This window comes from Ignatzschineria sp. F8392, from assembly GCF_002252045.1.
In the GTDB taxonomy this organism is placed as follows: domain Bacteria; phylum Pseudomonadota; class Gammaproteobacteria; order Cardiobacteriales; family Wohlfahrtiimonadaceae; genus Ignatzschineria.
The window spans coordinates 66,298-84,103 of the sequence record NZ_NEFF01000004.1; the positions used below are offsets into that span (position 1 = coordinate 66,298).

Below are 17,806 nucleotides of genomic sequence, written 5' to 3' on the forward strand. Positions count from 1 at the left end.
TTTTATGTGTTCTAATGGATGCTATTTTACAGAAAGGGCTAAAGTGCCCAATATCCTTATTGGTGAATTCCATCACAATTCATCCTACTCATTGAGGATCACTTTCTCCCAAGGTATAAAAAATTGTGAAAATCTGTATCACTACTCATAATCACATCTCTTAAAAACAATAAACCTTAATGGGAGTATCCATTCAATTGCCGGCATAGCGCCGGCTTTTTGTTTTTTTGGGGGGAAAACATTTTTAAACTTACGTATGTGATTAAATAAGGAAGATAATAACAAATTTATTATTTTTATAAGCCTCAAAACTGTACTTTATTTCTGTACTTCATTTGTTAAGAATCAATACAAGATATAAGTTTTGTTCTGTTATTTAACGTTGTTGGTATCTCCAACGATTTATCACTTTTTCCATGTCTTTTAAATTAGAGGCTGCCTTTTGCCAGCCTAAATCAAAATCAATATCGCTTGATTTAGGAAGCTGATCTTTTTCTAAGTTTTTAATCATAATTCTGGAAGGTAGTGTTGCCGCCTCACCTAAAAATATAGCTTCTTGTCGGCGTAATCCTGATAACATCTTGGTTAAGCCTGTCATTGAGTCAGGCAAAATACTTTTGACATGTTCTCGATCAGTATCATTTGTTATACGCAAGACAATCCAAGAATTACATTGAGAGAGGACCGTAGCCTCTACCTCACTTGGACGTTGCGATATTAAAAATAATCCAACGCCATATTTTCTACCTTCTTTTGCGATTCTTCTAATTGCTGATTGAGCGGCCTCATATTGAGCCTCACCTTTATTCGGGACATAACGATGGGCTTCTTCACACACAAGAAGAACAGGACTATTTTGTCTTTCCTCTTCTGACTGCCATACTTTTATTTGAAATATAATTCGGGCAATAGCGGCACTTGTAATTCCAGCAATTTCATTGGGTATGCCTGATAGATCTACTATTTGGATAGACGTCTCTGAGGTTAAAAATTGACTAAGAATACTAGGTAAAGGATCGGCCTTGCCATCCCAACCTTTCATCATGAACTTTAATCTACCATCTTTTAAGAGAGAGCTAATTTTACGAATAACTTTATTGTAGTCTTCATGTTGGTTTTTATTTGTATTAGTTGGACGCTGTTTATTTATTTCTCCAATTAAACCTTCTGTATATAGTTCATTATTTTTTTTCCCAAATTCATCTATGCCATTCGGATCTCCCAAAATATATGGGATGGGAGAATCGACTGTTAATAGACTTTTATCTAATAATAACTTATTTGCGGCCTGTTCACGGATTGCTATTAATGCGTTCTTAACTATATTAGATTGAGATGTAGCTGCATACTCTGTCTTTCCTATAAATAAACTTATAGTTTCTTCAAGATCTAATAGCCAATAAGGAAGCTTTAATGATCCTTCATCTGTAGATAGGCGTTGATGATTTGGAAAAGCTTTTCCATATTCATTATGAGGATCTAAGATAATAATCTGTGGATGCCAACGTTCATAGTGAGCAATATTCCCTCGTTCTAAGATGCTATGCAATACAGCTGAGACTGTTCCTGATTTTCCTGATCCTGTAGACCCTAATATTGCGGTATGCTTTCCAAGCAATTCATTAAGTTCAGCATAACAGGGGGATCCTGAACCAACATGCTCTCCTAAATGAATAATTGCACCTTGTGTATTACCATATATATATTTCAGTTCGGATTTTTGTGTAATGTAAATGGTTTGTTGAGGGAGAGGGTATGTAGCAACACCTCTCTGAAATTCTAAAGAAGGGCTCTCATCTGCACCTATTCTCCACTCACCCTCACCGAATAGATCTGCCTCTATAATTCTTTCATCGGAAGATACAATAGGGATTCCATTCTCTAATTCGTAGTCAGCTTTCATTCGTAGGCGACTAACTAAACCATAAATTGATTTTCGCCCAAAATGTACTTTTATAATAGAACCAAACTGGCCTATAGGATAGTTTTCTCCCGCAAATACCCTAGATAGATCTAATAGTAGGGGGTCTAATTCTGCAATAATACGAGTACCATCAACTTCGATAATTTTACCGATAGCAAGATTATCAATAGGTTTAATAAGTTGGTTTATCATGTTAAATCCGTCCTTCTAAAATTTGAGTTAAATTTTCAAACTTCCACCATTTAATATCATTTTCAGAAATTATCTGTTGATCTGCATGATAAAATCCCTTATTAGCAAAAATTAATAATTGCTTGTTTATATCAGGATTATTATTCCAGTCTTTAATAATACCAGTTGGTTCATTATCGCTGATAAAAGCTAAGACAGTTAAATTACCTTTAGAGTTTTTGAGGCCTCTCTCAATTTCTAAATTGATGTGTGAATCTCCAAAACTATAACCACTAATTAATAAGACTTTTTGTTTTCCATTTTGAGGATTTAAAATACCTCTTGCTTTATGCATCAAGTATGCATATGGATCTAACTGCGTTTCTCTATATTTAGTAGATGCAGGCCATATCATTATTTTTGCTGATGGATCTTTTTGAAAGTTAAGTCGATTGTTAACTCTAAACGGAGTGAAAGAAGAAGGATCCTCTGACCAATTGATGGAGCCATGTAGTTTTAAGACTTTAGCTTCTAAATCACTTTTTTCAAATACATCAGGGTTCCACCATCCTGATACTCCTCCCTCTAAGCCATCGGCATATTTTATTTTTGAAAGGGCTAAAGCATCTTCTATTAAAGTATCGTAATTCATCACTAGATAATCGATACATTCTGATGACTTTTTACCTGGTCGAATAGGTCGATGTAATGATTCAATAAATTTAATATGCGTATCAATTGTTACATCTTTGTTTATCACAGAAAAGATGGCTAATTTAATTTCTTCAACAGCTTTTAATAATTGATCATACTTATATCTTTTCCTATTGATCGAAATAGAATTATCATCCACGTTTCTATTAAAGCGACGAGCTGTAATGGCTAACCAATCAATTAATTCACTGAGGTAATCTTCAATATGAGCAGCGGGATTGGCTCCCTTAAACTTAGATTGAATGGCTTTTAAAATTTCTTTAGATGTGGTAGAAAGGCTATTGTCTCTCAAGACCTGTTCCGTCAGCTTATTTGTTAAAGGCAATCCGGCGCAGAAACTTGCCCCTGCTCCTAATAAAACAATTTTAGAGTGGGTTAAAAGCTCTTCTAATTTGCGAATAACTTCTTTAAAATCATTTCTCTCAAAAATACTGGTGTTTAATGACATAGAATCCTCTTTTGATATTCTGAATTTTATAGTCAAATTAATATTATTTCCTAACAACTTCCCCTGTCGTGTTATTCATACGATATTGATTTATAGTCCCATCACTAATTTTTTTTACTACTTCTATAATGGTTCCTAAAGGGACATTAAACCATTCTTGTGGCTGATATCGACTCCCATCTTTTCCTATTAAAGTAACTTTAAGCCTTTGAGCTTCGAGGAAAGTATGCGTTAATCTTTCAAGTTTATGAGGATCGACATGCCGGCATTCGAAAAATTTTACGAGCTCGACAGGTGCTTCTAGAAAAGCGATATCATTCTCGGCATTCTTAATCCGATCTTCAATCGTTGTTGTTGTAAACCCAATTTTATAAAGGTTTTTATATACTGTTAGGGTAGGGTTATTACTTAAAGAGCGTAAAATATAGAGATAACCTAAAGGTTTATCTTTATGAGAAATATTGAGCAGGGACTCTGTGACAGCATCAGCACCTTGTAAGATACGACGTCCATTATCTTCCTTATATAAAGAAGCAGCCAAAGATCGCATTAGCATATTTGACTCTAATCCATTTTCAAAAATGAGGCGCATTCTTGGGTTATGGACATCTTCTCTTTCACTTACCTTCGCAATGGAATCTACAAAACAGGCAACTCCTTTGAGGATAAAAAAATCTCCCTCTCGTATTTGGGAGTTATTACTAAACTTTTGTAATTGAAATTCTCCATCTTTAAGTTTTTGATGCATCGTAATGAATAGCGGTTTAAATCTCCAAAAGTCAGGACACTCTTTTCTCTCAGCTACGTCATCTGGCATCTCTTTATTTTGTTTGGTCTTTGGTATATGTTTTAGCTCAAATATTCCGCTGTTATCTTTTAAAAGGTCACCGGCAACATTAAAGATATCTTCTAAAGAAGTCACTTCTTCTGCTTTAGAGTTGTTATTTTTTATATTTATATCTCTATTTATAGCTATAGAAGCCACTGCCTTTGTAAGGAGGTTATGGCGATCCATCTGCCGTAATATATTATTATCAGAGTGCTTTTCAATAATACTATATAGCGATTCTGCTAATATCATCTCAGTGATATCGCTACTCTCTACTTCGGGTAATCGAGATTTTTGATCAATAAATTGATTAATCTCATCAAATTTAGAAACCAAAGCGCTTTGTAGTTTATTGCTACTATTTTTAGGCTTAATATTTTTGAGTAATCCATGTGGATCATCTTGTCCGCTGAGAATTTCGTCGAAAGTTAGGGAAGGGAGCTCATCTTTTATGCCCGAGAGTTTCATTCTTGCCCCTCCTGTTGTCTTTTTTCAGCATATTTTCTTTGAATATATAACAGACCCTCTGCTAATCGTCGTTCAATATTATCATTGCTGTTAACTTCTGGATGGCGATTATTATCAGCTATAAACTGATTGATTTTAGGCCAAAGCATTACTGCTTCTTCTTCGGTCATATTAATTTTTTGAGAAGCTAAGGTTTGTTGCAGAGTCTTTAAGAGTGGGGCATCGATGCTTTTAGAAAGAATCTCATACGCACCCTGAAAAGGATTTACAGAAGCAATTAAGTCTACATTTAAATCATCTAGATTAATAAATCGATTACCAATATTGATAAATTGCTGCCCACTATAATCACTCGATGTAGGATGAGTGCCTCCTCTATTTGATGCTAATTCTCCCTCAATAATGGCATCTTCAGGTAGGGCATTACCTTCTATTATCCCTCCATTTTGCCGAATAAATAAACTGGTCAATAATCCTTGATGAATTTGATCAACTTCCTCGTCATCTAGATCAGGATGCAGTTGTCTGATGATTTTAGGAATCATCAATTTATTTACAACTTCAGTTTCTATTAAACCTTGTTCGGACCAGTAGGCTTGTTGTGCTTCAGGCGTATTTAACAACGTTGCAAAAATATCGTCGGTAGAACCATTTAAAATATCCAATACCTTTTTAGAAGGAGCCTTAGTGGTATCATCAATTACAATCGTTCCCGGCGGTAAAGCCTCCCCCTCTATAACAGATGATCTTGGTCTAAAAGTGATATTCGGTTTTAGAATTTGCTCCATCAATAAGGAAGCACTAATGGCTTTTAACATCGTATTTACAGAGATAACGACATCTTCATCAGTTGCATCAGGTTGTGGAATAAGATTAGTAAATTGTGCATGGGTTTTACCCTTACAATCCCGTGTTGCACGGCCAATGATTTGTACGATTTCAGTTAAAGAATTTCGGAATCCAACAGTTAATGCATGTTCACACCAAGGCCAATCAAAGCCTTCTTTAGCCATACCTAAAGCAATAATGATATCGATATCATCGGCATGATTTACATTACGAAGATACTCCATAACAATAGGGCGCTCTTTGCTATCATCAACAAGATCGGCTACTTTTATGAGCTTTCCATCATTATGACGCTTTAATGTCAAAATATGAGTATCTGGATCTTTTGATACAAATTCTCCAATCACATCATGGATATGTCCTACTTCTGCATATTTATTACCTGTAGAAGCTGAAGAATTCACATGAGGTATATGAATTAATGTTTTTTGATTGGTATCTAAAACTTCTGATAGAGCATCAATATAACGCCCCTGGTAGAAATGATATCCGATTCCGAGAGATTTCAGATATTGATACCCATTGAGTTGCTCGTAATAGGTGTAAGTCACTTTATCGAATTTGGCTTCATCTTCTGGTAATAAGATTGGTACCGAATCTCCTCTAAAGTAAGAACCTGTCATTGCGATAATATGAGCATTTGATCCTTGCATTACTTCATCAATCAGCTTTCCAAGAATATTTTCTTCGCCGGCAGAAACATGGTGAAACTCATCGATTGCTAGCACAGTATTATTGAAGTCTTGAGGCTCTAATTTTTTAAAAGCATGTCGCAATGTTGCGTGAGTACAGAGAATAATCGTATCTTCAGGCAGATCACTCTTTATAAACTCAACAAAGCGATCTACTTTGCCGGTAGTTTCTCCTTCAGTAAGACAGAGATTATTTTTATTTTCAATATGCCAATTCGTAAAAAAGCCATAGCTTACAAGATCTGTATCTTTAAAAGAACCACCGATAGACATTTCAGGAACAGTAACAATCGCTTTACGGATACCTTGCCGATGTAATTTATCTAACGCTAAAAACATTAAAGCTCTCGATTTACCTGATGCTGGTGGTGCTTTAATCAATAGATATTGGCTATTGCGATAGGCGTAAGCTCTTGCTTGCATCTCTCGCATACCCATCGCATTATTTTGAGTGCTAGCACCTGTCTGCTCATAGGTGACTTCTACTAAATTGACTGTTTTGCTCATTTTATCTCTCCACTATTTTTTCTTTTTCTTATTTGTCTCTTCATTAATGAGTTTTTCATAGAGTTTAAATAGATATTCAACTCGTTCTGTACTATCTCGAAATGGTGCATCTCGGTAGAGTTTTTCAACAGCCCGATCGAGAGTTTCATGAGCTTCTAATAGATCTGCCGGCATTTTATCTGGATCATAGAGTTCCGCTAAAGTCTTATCCGGATAGCGGGCACGAATGCGTAAAATTTCTTTGGCAAGCTTTTCAATCTGTTCCCGGCGTTGTGGCCCGATATTTTGTGGCCAAGGGAAGGTATTATAAACCAATGATGCCGAATAACGATAATCTTGCTTCAAACGACCACCAACCATTCGCATCCAATCGTTATGCATTGTTGAGTGAATAATGGCAAATTCATACAAAGTTCCATTAGGTATGATTTGAACAGAATCATTTACAATCGTTTCTGCCGTAAAAAAACCCAAAGGAAGATATTTTCTGCGCTCTGACGATACTCTTGGTACTAAAATATAATTGCCATCTTTAGGTTGTCTAATTTCTGCAAATAAGTGAGGCATATTTGCTAGTTTTTGTGTTGCAGGTCTTGAGCTATTAAGTCGATGTTGTTTTGTTAATGCGACTTTTTGCTTTAAAAATGGGAAATCATCCATTTTTTCTAAATTAAAATCTGTTAGCCACAGACAAAAGCGTTCAATACTATTTATAAACTCTTCAGACCCAAATAAGGGTCGAATCCATTTTTTTAACAGTGGCTCTTTTTTTAAAAGCTCATCTTTTTCTCCTTTATTAAAAATTAAATGACCACCATCGTTAGGCATGCTTCCAAATACCATAGGAGGGATATTAGGCGATAATGGCATTCGTCTACTCGAAATAACGGTATTAAAACCTTCAATTAAGTAAGGGTTAATATTTTTTACAAAACTTTGGTGCCAAGTTGAATCTATAAATCGATAAAGCTTTTTAGGTTCATCGCTTTTAGGTCTTAAGCCTACTATCACTACATAAACAGCGGCCTTATCCCTAGCATTGTTGGCCCATAAGAATGATTGGTAGCCAAAAAATATTTCAACATTAAGATTAAAAATAGCGGGCCAGAGAAGAGATACTTGAGCGCCTTGAGTTAAAGAATTTGTTGAAACTAAAGCAAGTTGAGCTTGGGTTTTTTCGATATACTGCGCCCCTTTATAAAACCAGGAAGCAACGTAATCAAGATTCTTAAATGACTTTATATCTTTAAAGACAGCTTCCATGTCCTCAGTCTGTTCTTTTGATCTTATACGTGCGCCAGTAAAAGGTGGATTTCCCACAACATAGATCTCCTCCCCTTTGTCAGCTGGACAAAATTTTACCCAATCGGTTCTAAGGCTATTACCTTGAATAACATTACCACTTTCATGTAGAGGGAGTGTTGGGATATAACTTTTTAAAGTTCGATTAAACTCATAATTCATCTGATGTTCTGCAAGCCATAAAGAGAGTAGGGCTATCTCGTGAGCAAAATCATCTATTTCAATGCCGTAGAAATGATTTAGCCGAATATTCGACATCATCATCTCAGGATCTTCATTCAAATCAGAAAGAGCTTGATAGATACGGATTTCTAATTTTCGAAGCTCTTTAAAGGCAATAATTAAGAAGTTTCCTGAACCACAAGCTGGATCAAATACCCGAATATTGCCTAAACGCAATAACAGTTCTTTAAGTTTCTTTTCGCTATGCCTGCTTCTGATAAACTCCTCTTCTAATTCATCAAGAAAAAGAGGACGTAAAACTTTCATAATATTAGGAACAGAGGTGTAGTGTTGCCCTAATCGACGTCTTTGATTCTCATGAATTACGGCTTGGAACATTGACCCAAAGATATCTGGATTAATTTCAGACCAATTAAGAGAGCTGCATTCTAGTAACATCCTTCTAGTACGAGCGTCAAATTTAGGAATGGTCTCTTCATCTTCAAATAACTTACCATTAACGTAAGGGAAATCAGATAGATGGGATGGTGAGTTTTGACGTAAACTGGATGCGGGCTCACTATTTAAAATCGAGAATAGTGACTTTAAAAATGGCTTAAGATCAGTACCATCTATTTTGGTATGTTTTGCAACTGTGTCGCTAAATTGATTCTTCTTGAAAATATCAGTATCTTCAGCGAAGAAGCAGAATAATAGACGGGTTAAAAAGACATTAAGAGCATGAATTTCTTGATCCGTGGTGAGATTGTTTTTATAGCGTATCAGATCAAATAGCCGGCTTAATCGTTCTGCCGCCTTTACATCTGCCGGATTATCTGTATATTCAGCACCTTTTTCATATCCTGCTAATGGTAAAAAGAAGCCATACTCTTTATGCAGCTCTATAAAAGGGCAGTCGATCATATCATCATTTTCAACATCATAAGCTAGGATATCTTGATAATCAGTAACAATGATAAAAGCGATATTTTTGGATTGAATAATGTGATTTTTTCTTAATGAATCTAATGTATCTAAGAGCTTAGTGCCATCTTTAATAGGCTTAAAGTAGATACCTCTTTGATTAGCTACTTCGCCATCTAAAGGTGCTAAAGCAACATTGATATTATCATCATCGCCAGAGACCGTTTTTTTTAAACGAGTAATAGTAGATTTAGGGAAATCATAAAGATGTAAAAATTCAAAGATGAAATTATCGTGATTTTTATTTTGAGTAAGTTTTTCTAATTTATCGAATAATTCTGTTTGATTGATCGCCATTTATGAAACCTATAAGAAAATTACTATTAATAGAATAGGGAATAGTTTATCACTTTTAATATTTTTTAAATGACTATCTAGTTATTACATGGTAGCTATCTATTTGATCACAATCTTCTATTTTACAGATATATTTGATTTCACTATACCGCCAACAGATAGATAAACCCACCGATGGTTAGTGGCGATAAGATAGTGCTGAGTAATAGTGCCGAGGGCATATTTTTTTCTGCCACTTTATATTCGATTGCAAATACAACGATGATCGGCATTGCCGGAATTGCCATTGTAATCACCGCTTGAGCAACAGTTTTATGATCGAGTCCCAGTGCAGATGCCGCAAAATAGATCACTGCCGGTGCCGCAATATTCTTTAATATGACAATAAACCACGTTAAAAAAATCTAATCGAATTTTGTAGGCGGCTAACATAATCCCGGAAGCAAAAAGGGCGACTCCGGAAGCTGATGATCCCAATAAATTGAGGGATTTACCAAAAAGAGAGGAGAGATCGAGGCCTGAAAAGACAATAATAACAGCAAGAATTGGTGCCCATACTAAAGGTTTTTGTACAGTCTCTTTTAAGTGTTCAATAAATATGGAGCCGGCATCTTCTTCTATCTCTTTATCATTTTCTGCTTGCTCACTCTTCATTTTTCCGACAGTTAAGAGATAAACAGTGAAGGGGACGATCGTAACGTTAATGACGATACTACCGATAGCCATCGGTACTGCACCAGATGTGCCGAAAACACCTTCAAGAATTGCAGGCCCAAAAAAAGGAACAGCAGGTCCGGCAACAGCAACCGCCACCAATGCGCTAGCGCTAAGGGATAATCTTAGTAAGAGGCGAGAGATAAAATAGATAACAATATAGGTAATAACAACACCTGCAGTAATTGTTGTAAATAAGGGGAGACTTTCAATTAAATATTCGCGAGAAGTACTGATTGTTCCGGCAAAAATTGCCATCGGAACGGCATATGTTAAGACCATTCGATTTAAAATCGGCGCATCACTACTGGTGAAATCATGATGCCATGCAGCGAAAAAACCGAGTAACAGCGTTACAACTATAGGGAGCGTTGTATCTAATACAGTCATCATCATATCGATCACCTTATTTGGGAGTGGTAGCTTCTTGTGGTAGGTATTTTACAAATCTTTATAAGATCTGCTCTTTATAATTTTTATAAAATATTTTGCAAATGTTTTCCATATATTTTTGAATATACATAAATATATATTTAAAAATATATATTCCAGTTGATGTTTAAGTGATGTTTAAATGATATTTAAGCGACGGTAGATGGAGGGTTTGTAGCGCTACTCTCTCAAAATGAGGCTTAAATCTTCAAAAGTGATTGATCTATATGTAATTATTGAGTTTTATCATAGACAATATTCCTAATAACCCGTTAATATTGTATCTGGTAGATCAATTTGAGAGGCAGGGTATCGATACTGCCGATTACATTAATTTCCCAATCATTTCAATACATTGATATCTTAAAAGAGAGGCTTTATGGGCGCTTCCGCTGCTGCTGGTGGTTTTATTATTGTTATCTTTATTGCCATCCTTGGCTTTCTACTCTTTTTAGGTTTGTGGATCTATCGCCGGCGTTATTTACGAGGATCGAGAGAGATCTCTAAGCTCAAACTCTTTGGAATCAATCTATCGATGGTGATTACGGTTTTCCCGGCAGTCATGCTTCTTTGGACCATCTTTGTTACAGAAATCACCGATCTGATCGCTGAAAAGCGAGCTTTAGAAGAGCTTAATAAGCGTTATTTTCAAGTAGAAGAAGATTTAAGTTTTGGCGAGATAGTGATCCCGGCACAATCATGGATTAATCTCGATTCCCCCACAGATTATCCGTTAGAGAGTCTAAAAGATATCCGCCAAGGCATCGATAGTGTCCGTTTTTCAACGCCTCAAGCGATTCATCATCTCCCAACTTCCGCCTTTGAATTCAACTATCAAGGAATCGCCCTTGAACTTGCCGAGGTGTATCAATATGAGAAGGATGGTGAGATTCACCATTGCGATAAAGGATGGGTTGTGATGCTCAACTATCCAGAAGGGATCGATTGGCATACGCGCTATAGAGAAGAGAATGACCAATGGTTTAACCCTTCAACCTGGAAGATCGATAACTGCTTTGAGATGACAAATGGCGTCGCCGTCTTCGGCGTGGGTGAATATGGGCTCTATTTGTTGGGTAATTTATGACATTTATTTATACATAATATCAAAAATTGATATTTCTGAAGAAAGCGATTTATTTTTGATCAAATCATGCAGTAATTGGATTTTTTAATGGAATATCAAAATAATTAACGTTATTATAAAGATATATTGATAAAAAATTTTAATTGTCCTGATTTGTGCCGTTGATGACGTTTTCTATTATATTCGATTTTTAAACTAGTGTAATAAGTTGGAATGTGAGTTTACGAGAGAGTAATGATAGATAAGGTTATGTAATCTATCAGGGGGATAAAGTATCGAAAAACAATTAAATACAATTGAGAGACTGTGCTATGAGTGACTTAATGACTAGTTTTTCCAAAGAATTAATAACCAATATTAATATTGATAAACAGCATATTCAATTTGAGGAATTAGATATTTCTCCAGAATCGCTTAAAAACTATTTCAGTTTTTATCTTGTAAAAGAAATTAGTGAAGGTAAATCTGATGAGTATCGAATGTCAATGGCTAATGTCATTGCTAACTTATATCAAAGTGATAGTACATTTATTTACATTCTTTCGGGGACTAAAGAAGGAATCAATTTATATATTGGCGTTGCTAGCGAGCAGAATAATAGTATTGATCGATATATTTTAAAAAATGCTTTTGAAGGTAATTTTATTGGGTCTCAACTTCAACCTATATTTCAAGATGATCAAGAATTTTTATCATTAATTGATAGATCTAAGCATGTAGGAATTGTTACAGGCATCCCTTCTATTGATGAAAATAATGAATCTGAAGATGATTTTCAAGGTATTGAGCGTTTAGCAAAAACTTTAGTAGATACTGAATGGCAATTAATTATTGTTGCAGAATCAGGAACGGAAAATGAGATTCGTAACATACTTAATGAGTTGTATCAATTTTCTACTGATCTATCAACCTATGTAAAAGTATCTTCTCAAAATTCAACGAATACTGGTTGGAATGATTCTAAAACAAAAGGGACTTCTAATAGTAAAACATCAGGTACCTCCTCAACTACGACAACTGGAAAAACAGAAGGATCTACAGAGAGTAAAGGTGGTGGTAAGAGTTCTAGCACTTCAAAAAATGAAAGTTCTGGTAAGAATGAGGGAAGTAGTGAATCAAAAGGTGGAGGATCTAGTAATAGTAAGAATGATAGTACTAGTAAAGCTAAAACTAAATCTGTTAATGAGAACCATGGTGAAAAAAGGTCTACCGGAGACTCTTCCGTAGATACACGTACATGGGGTACATCTGATTCCACCAGTTCTAGCTGGAATAAGACAAAAAATATAGGGGTTAATTCATCTATTTCCTCAGGAGTAACGACAGGGGAAAGTAGCTCTTGGAACAAAGGAACTAGTGAAAGTTCTAGCAAATCAGAAGCTAGCGGAAGTTCTGAATCTTTAACCGAGGGTAGTAATGAATCAATCACAACTGGAAAATCGGGCGGTGGAAGTCAAAGTAAAACTTTTGAAACAGTCAATAAACGCATAGAGAGATTACATCAACATATTACGGAATATCAAATTCCACGGTATACCCAAGGGTTAAGTAAAGGAATGTTTAAAACGGCAATTTATGTGTCGGCCCCTAATTTAGAGGTATACCAAAGATTGTCGGGAAGTGTAAAATCTATTTTTCAAGGATCTGAAGGTACTCTTTCTCCTCTACAAATTACAAAACTGGAATTCCAAGATATTGTTCCTTTGCATAATTTATTCTCTCTTAAAGAAATTTTTTATGAGACAGAGGAGAGTGATAATACAATCACTTCAGCTTTAATCCATGGTACAACTATCAATCGGGAAAATAGTATTACAGGAGCAACTTGGTTAAATATTCAAGAATTATCTTTAGTAGCGGGATTACCTGCTGAAGAATTACCAGGACTCAAATTGCGTAAAAGCGTCTCTTTTGCTGTAAATACAGATAACCATAAAGATAAGGATAATAGTCTTCCACTAGGTAATTTAATACAAGATGGTAGAATTTTAGATAGAAATCCGTTGACATTACTTAAAAGCGATCTCAATAAACATCTCTTTGTAACAGGCGTAACTGGTTCTGGTAAAACAACTACTTGTATGAATATTCTTTTAGGTTCTGGTTTTCCTTTTATGGTAGTTGAGCCTGCAAAAACAGAATATCGTGCATTATATGAAATCGATCAAGATATTCAATACTATTCACTAGGTCGTGAAGATCTGACAACATTTAGGCTAAATCCTTTTGAATTAATTTCGCCTGAGCAAAATTTGACAGGTCACGTCAGTATGCTCAAATCAACAATAACAGCAGTATTTCCAATGGAAGCTTCTATGCCTTTTATCGTAGAGCAGGCCATTATGAAAGCTTACGAAAATAAAGGTTGGGATATTGTATCCTCTACTAACTTTTTTGTCGATGATCCCTGGAAAAGTGAAGAAAATGTCTGGCCAACATTCAGTGATATGATTGGTGAGCTCGAAGGAGTCATTAAATCAGCAGGGATGGGACAAGAGTTTGAAGAAAAGTATCTTGGATCTTTAGTTTCAAGGCTATCAGCATTGACGCAGGGAATTAAAGGGACAATGATTAATACAATCCATTCTATGAATTTTGATCAGCTATTAGACCAGAAGGTAGTAATTGAGCTAGAAGAGCTTAAAGATGAAGAGGATAAGGCCTTCTTTATGGCTCTAATTTTAGGTCGAGTTGCTGAAACAATGAAGTATCGTCATCGTAAGGAATATAATTTTAAGCATATGACCTTAATTGAAGAAGCGCATCGACTCTTATCTAAGCCCGAACCTGGTACAGATGGTTCTAAGGCTATGGGAGTAGAGATGTTTGCGAATCTCCTAGCAGAGGTTCGGAAATATGGCGAATGTTTAATTATCGCGGACCAGATTCCGAATAAACTCATTAGCGATGTGATTAAAAACACCAATATTAAAATTATCCATCGTCTTTTTGCCGCAGATGATCGAGATACGATCGGGGATGCAATTGGCTTAAATCGAGATCAGAAAGACTTTTTACCACTACTCAAACCTGGAGAAACAATTGTATATAGTGGTGGTTGGCATGCACCTGTACGAGCACAAATTAAACAGCTTGCCAATACTACAGGGCAAGAGATTCAAGAAGCAGAGATTGCCAATAAAGGAAAACAACAATTATGGGATCAACGTTTTTCACTCTTCCCACAATTATCAGAAGCAGGAGCTTTTTCTGATCCTGATACTTTTGCTACTTTTATTCGAGAGAACAGAGAGATCCTAAATATTTTTATTCGTGTATGCAAAACATACAAGATAGATCCTCAATTAGAAATTCTTTCGAGACTGATAGATAGACTTAGAAAAAATATAAATGAACTATTTGATCATCTAGATATAAAACAAGAAACATTTGCACAACTATTCCCCTTATTTTGTAATGATAGTCTTACACCTACATGGGATCTAGAGACTCAAATGAAGTTTAAAGAAAAATTTCCAACATTACTGAGTGGATTATTAGATTCAACTGATAGTTTTAAAACATTATTTAGCAAAAGATTTTATAAAACATTTTTAGTTGGAGAGAATAAAAATAGTCTGTCTCGTTACTAGTTTTTTAATATTTATATTGTTTAATAAAGGAGTATTTATGGGATTTTGGTCATCAATAGGCTCAGCAATATCATCAGCTTTTTCAGCTTGTTGTTCTGTTGTTAGTAATGCCATAAGCGGTCTTAGTAATTTTGCTACTAAGTTTGGGCCAGCAATTTTGGGTGGATTAAGTAAAATTAATCCAATTATAAATATTGTATCAGCTTTAGTTGGTATCTTTAAACCTAACGAAAATACAGAAGAGATGGGGGATAGAGCTATACAAGCAGGTAGAGCAGGTATCCAAATGGAAAATTATGAAAAGTATGAGGAGTATTTACAAGCGATTCGTGATTTCGATTTGGATCCTGATATCAGTATCTCTATTCCTGAAGAGGAGAAACAATTGGCGGGAATCGGGGTTGCTTGTCGAGGAATAGAGGATAAATTTGATTTACCTGAAGGAACAGGTGGTGCATTAGCTGTTTTATCAGGATTAAATCCAAAGTATTTTAATAGTGATCGAATTGTTAATTATTTAAAAAGTGGTGAAGCTAAAAGTTTTATTGATTATTTCGATAAAGATAAATTACAGCCAGCAGCAGCGGAAAAAACTGTTGAAAAAATGATCACTATTGAGAAAGAATTTGGCAATACCAAAAGTGAGGATTCTATTTTTGACGAAATTGAAACTGTCAAAGATAACTTGTACCGTAATTAATTTCATATTGATACTTTATAACCATCAAAGTAGAGGTTTGTTTTGAAAGAACGCTGTGTATTTATCCTATTAAATGGTGAAGTAACTGTATATCACCAAATTAATCTCCAATCTAAATGGATGAATTTACTGATATCCGGTGAGCGCATTGATATTGTTAAAACACCATTTGATTTAAATGAAGTTATTGAACGAATAAATGATGATTTAAATCGTGAGCATAAACTTGAAAATATAGAGATAATTGTTCTCTATGCAAATTCGGATATTAAGTTACTTAAATCGATTTCTAGTCATTTAGATTATTTAAACTGCAGAAAGTGGCAAATTCTATGTTGGGAACCTTTATTTCATAGGGCTAATTTAATTCAAGCAGAATTGAGTAATAAGCCTCTTGAGAATATGGGGTGGTTAACCGATGTTTTTCTTCCTCTTCTAAATAACTTATTAGGAATACAAGAAACGACATTACAAGAGTCTGAAAAAAAAGCCAAAATAGCTCATGAAGAGACAGTGGAGACATTACGCCAAGAACGGCAAATTTTAGAGTTGGAAAAAGCAAGATTAGAACAACAATTACAAACAATGTTCTTACCGGACATAGAGAACCTCATTGTTTATCTTCCTATCATTTATCATAATTTTTGGACGCATGTAAAACCATCTGATCTGGCTCTATTAGCAGGCAATTGTACCATTCCTGATATTCAAACTCCTTACCCAGAACCAGATGCTAATACGATATCTATTATGAAAAAACGTTTACAAAATTTACGTTTTGAAGAACAAGACAAGCTAAGAAAATTTTGTTTAGATCTTGAATATCCTAATTTGAAAGTTCGTTCAGAAATGCGTTTTTTTCTTAATTCTTAATATAATAAAGGTAAATGCAATGGTAAAAGATCATTCTGAAGATACTCAAAATAATAATTCCGTAGAGCCCATCCCCATTAATCAGAAATTAGATTCTATTATCGATTTATTGAAAATAATTGCTGCTAATGGATTATCTAGTATGGGGAAAGATCAGCCACCATCTATTGATTCCTCTTATTCACAAGATGAGAAAGGATACCGGAGCTTAAGGACTTTTTTTAAGTTAGACAAACAACTTATTAATTCTCAAGATCAAACCAAAATTATTCAATTGGAAGACACAATTACTCAACTTAAATCTGATTACAAAATAAAAGAATCAGAACAACAAAACATCATTGCTGAATTAGAACATAACATTAGAAAATTACAACAAGATTATGCAGTAGAAAGAGAACGGTTATATACAGAACACGAGAATATTTTACAAAAATATAAACAAAAAAATCAAAATCTTGAGTCTGATATTTTTATTAAAAGTAAATATATCGATGAATTAAAAGAAAATTATAATGATTTGTTAAATAAGAAAAATAACTTATTAAAAATAAATACCGATCTTTATAATAAAATAAAAAATCTTAATAAGGCTTTAGAAAACTCATATCAGTTACCTGGAATACAGACAACGATAGATAATTTCAAATCAGTATTTAACGATCCAGATTTAATGAATATTTTTGCTTTAGATGGTAAGGATAATCAGACAGGAATTGAGTTGATTCGTTTTATTGCGAAAGCAGCACAATGGAATGACGTACAGAAAGTATGGGATCATTTAGCAAAGAAATGTAAAAGTGAAAATAGAGAAGCTACTTCTGTTGAAATTTCATTATTAAAAGAAATTGTTAAAATTCATAATCTTATTTATCGAGATAAAAGTGCCACGTTATATATTGCTAGTCGAGGAGATCGCTACGATTATAAACAGATGCAGCGAGGGAATAATGCTTCATCAGGCGATACTGTTACAGAAATATGGTTACCAGGATTAAAAAACCCAGCTCAAGGAGTTGAAAAGCCAGTATTAGTAAATACTGATTAGTAAGGTTTAAAA

12 protein-coding genes are annotated in these 17,806 nt (G+C 34.7%); 5 read left to right on the top strand and 7 right to left on the bottom strand.

From position 1 onward, the window contains the following. Positions 1-376: 376 nt before the first annotated feature. The 7 genes from B9T19_RS07560 to B9T19_RS07590 all read right to left on the bottom strand — a co-directional run bounded on the left by B9T19_RS07560 (position 377) and on the right by B9T19_RS07590 (position 10,457). Positions 377-2,116, bottom strand: a complete 1,740-nt coding sequence (locus B9T19_RS07560) for an ATP-binding protein (protein ID WP_094568021.1) — start codon at positions 2,114-2,116, stop codon at positions 377-379. Position 2,117: 1 nt separating this feature from the next. Further along, positions 2,118-3,257, bottom strand: coding sequence for an SIR2 family protein (locus B9T19_RS07565; protein ID WP_094568022.1), 1,140 nt, complete (start codon positions 3,255-3,257; stop codon positions 2,118-2,120). Positions 3,258-3,300: 43 nt separating this feature from the next. Further along, on the bottom strand, positions 3,301-4,554 hold the full coding sequence (locus B9T19_RS07570) for a GIY-YIG nuclease family protein (RefSeq protein WP_094568023.1): 1,254 nt from the start codon (positions 4,552-4,554) through the stop codon (positions 3,301-3,303). After that, entirely contained in the window at positions 4,551-6,602 is a 2,052-nt protein-coding gene (locus B9T19_RS07575; RefSeq protein ID WP_094568024.1) for a DEAD/DEAH box helicase, read from the bottom strand. Before B9T19_RS07575 ends, B9T19_RS07570 begins: the two co-directional genes overlap by 4 nt. A 12-nt stretch (positions 6,603-6,614) precedes the next feature. Then, the gene (locus B9T19_RS07580) at positions 6,615-9,347 is read right to left on the bottom strand and encodes a DNA methyltransferase (protein ID WP_094568025.1); all 2,733 of its coding nucleotides are present in this window, start codon (positions 9,345-9,347) and stop codon (positions 6,615-6,617) included. Between the two features lie 143 nt (positions 9,348-9,490). Then, the gene (locus B9T19_RS10800; protein ID WP_094568026.1) at positions 9,491-9,700 is read right to left on the bottom strand and encodes a hypothetical protein; all 210 of its coding nucleotides are present in this window, start codon (positions 9,698-9,700) and stop codon (positions 9,491-9,493) included. Next, positions 9,660-10,457 (bottom strand): AEC family transporter, encoded by a 798-nt coding sequence (locus B9T19_RS07590; protein WP_094568027.1) that lies wholly within the window; start codon positions 10,455-10,457, stop codon positions 9,660-9,662. The genes B9T19_RS10800 and B9T19_RS07590 overlap by 41 nt, the downstream gene beginning before the upstream one ends. 415 nt (positions 10,458-10,872) lie before the next feature. Between B9T19_RS07590 and B9T19_RS07595 the strand changes: the two genes are divergently transcribed. The 5 genes from B9T19_RS07595 to B9T19_RS07615 all read left to right on the top strand — a co-directional run bounded on the left by B9T19_RS07595 (position 10,873) and on the right by B9T19_RS07615 (position 17,794). Further along, positions 10,873-11,580 (top strand): hypothetical protein, encoded by a 708-nt coding sequence (locus tag B9T19_RS07595; protein ID WP_094568028.1) that lies wholly within the window; start codon positions 10,873-10,875, stop codon positions 11,578-11,580. Positions 11,581-11,891: 311 nt separating this feature from the next. Further along, on the top strand, positions 11,892-15,173 hold the full coding sequence (locus B9T19_RS07600; RefSeq protein WP_094568029.1) for an ATP-binding protein: 3,282 nt from the start codon (positions 11,892-11,894) through the stop codon (positions 15,171-15,173). Positions 15,174-15,210: 37 nt separating this feature from the next. After that, positions 15,211-15,873, top strand: a complete 663-nt coding sequence (locus B9T19_RS07605; protein WP_094568030.1) for a hypothetical protein — start codon at positions 15,211-15,213, stop codon at positions 15,871-15,873. 42 nt (positions 15,874-15,915) lie between these two features. Beyond that, positions 15,916-16,746, top strand: coding sequence for a hypothetical protein (locus B9T19_RS07610; protein ID WP_094568031.1), 831 nt, complete (start codon positions 15,916-15,918; stop codon positions 16,744-16,746). Between the two features lie 19 nt (positions 16,747-16,765). Beyond that, complete coding sequence (locus B9T19_RS07615; RefSeq protein ID WP_094568032.1) at positions 16,766-17,794, top strand: hypothetical protein; 1,029 nt, start codon at positions 16,766-16,768, stop codon at positions 17,792-17,794. The last annotated feature ends 12 nt before the right edge of the window (positions 17,795-17,806 follow it).